Annotated in this window: 2 protein-coding genes; both read right to left on the bottom strand. The window is 70.4% G+C overall.

Annotated features, from left to right (window positions below):
* Positions 1–104 precede the first annotated feature (104 nt).
* Positions 105–941 carry a transposase family protein gene (locus tag H8R17_RS45355; protein WP_187828977.1) on the bottom strand — a complete coding sequence of 279 codons (837 nt, stop codon included), beginning with the start codon at positions 939–941 and terminating at the stop codon, positions 105–107.
* Between the two features lie 72 nt (positions 942–1,013).
* Positions 1,014–1,514 (bottom strand): hypothetical protein, encoded by a 501-nt coding sequence (locus H8R17_RS48485; protein WP_187828978.1) that lies wholly within the window; start codon positions 1,512–1,514, stop codon positions 1,014–1,016.
* Positions 1,515–1,671: the final 157 nt, after the last annotated feature.

Genomic DNA, 1,671 nt, shown 5'->3' on the forward strand with positions numbered 1-1,671 from the left:
GAGGAAGTTCCATCGTGATTCGTGCAGGTCAACGGTCCTGGTGTGACGAGTGGTTGGGGTGCTCGCGCAGCTCATCACGGTGATCATTGCGGGGAGATCATCGGTCACCGAGCTACCTGGTGGTGCGTCAGCACCAGCAGGGCCCGCACCAGCGCGGTCGCGTGCCGCGGATGCATGCGCACCTTGGTCAGGATCCGGAAGGTCTTCAGGCTCGCGAAGCCGTGCTCGACCGGCGCCCGTAGGCTGCTGATCAGCCGGTTCACGACCTTCTTCGGTGACGACAGGCGCTTGCCGCCGCTCGCCTTGAACCCTGTGATGACCGCCTGCTGCTCCTCGGCCCCCTCGTCCAGACCGACGAAGCCCAGGTCTGCCACCGCTGCAAGCTCCAGCTCGCGCAGTCGCGCGCACAGCTTCTCGTAGCGGGCCGCCGTGATCTCGCTGCAGGCGCCGCGGCGGGACGAGGAGATCCACAAAAGCCGCCCCTTCGCATCGGTCAGGGCGAGAAACAGCAGGCCATGCGCCTTGTGCTTCCCTGAGTAGTTCTTCCGGTTCGCCCGCCCACTGCGCCGCCGGGTACGGATCAGCGTCCCGTCCAACAGGACCACGCAGCCGCTGTCCTTGGCCACCTTGGCCAGCGCGCGGTCCAGGCGGGGGGCACGTGCGGCCAGCAGGCCGAGGACCTCCAGCACCCAGCGCCGCACCGTGGAGGCCGAGACCGCGTTCCCGCCGGCCAGGTCGGCCAGGCGCTCGTCGTTGCGCAGGTGGGCCAGCACGATCAGCGCTATCTGCCCGGCGTCGAGCTTGCGCCACCGGGAGCGGATCTGTCTGCGGTGGGCGCGGATCAGGCCGGCCACGCGGTTGACGGTCGCGCTGGACAGCGGCAGGCGGACGGAGTAGACAAGGCCGGTGTCGCCCTCGGCGGGGCTGGTCTTCTTGTTCACGCATGGACCAACACCCGCCGGGGGCGCTTGCGTTGCGGCCCGAATCGGCCGTTGTGGCAGGTCGGCCGCAGGCTACCGGGGCAGGTAGCGTCCGGCGGGGGTGCGGGTGATCCAGCCGCGCTCGGCCAACTTGCGCAGCTTCCCGCGCACCGGCTCCACCTTCGCCGGCACCGCATCCAATCCCAGCTCGCGGGCCACGTCCTTGGCCTGCAGCGGGCTGTCGCCGCCCGCGACGATCTCCATGATCTTCTGGTATTCGGCGGGCAGGTCGTCCGTGCCGGTGTCGGGGCCGTGGTGGGGAATCAGCAGCTGGCCGGCGGCTCCGGGCGTGCCCACGGGCCGCGGGGGCGCCGCGGGGGTGCCGCCGGTGGCCTCTTCCAGAGCCTGCTGCCAGGCCGTGGCGTCAGGGTGCCCGGCCTCGGCATCCTCCTGGTACTGCTGGTAGACGACCTCGGCGGCCCCGAGCCGGGCCACTTCGGCCTCGGTGTCGGTCAACTGCTTGCGCAGCTGCGCGGCGCGTTCTTCCAGCACCACCCGGCGCTCTATCAGCCACACCATCAGGTTCTGGGCCATGTCCCCTCCCCTCGCGGGCCCGCCATCGCGACCCCGCACGCACGGTAGGGGCACCAGTGCCCAGCGTGCAGGAGATCCGAGGAAGACGACCCGAAGCGGACCGACAGATGATCTCCCCGACGCGATCACGCTCGTGACATGCGCGAGCAGCCCAACC

It is taken from the genome of Streptomyces sp. TRM68367 (genome assembly GCF_014495685.1).
Lineage (GTDB): Bacteria > Actinomycetota > Actinomycetes > Streptomycetales > Streptomycetaceae > Streptomyces.

What these genes read in the sequence shown, in the direction of transcription:
- H8R17_RS48485 (WP_187828978.1), bottom strand. Translation starts at nt 1,514, where the DNA reads ATGGCCCAGAACCTGATGGTGTGGCTGATAGAGCGCCGGGTGGTGCTG.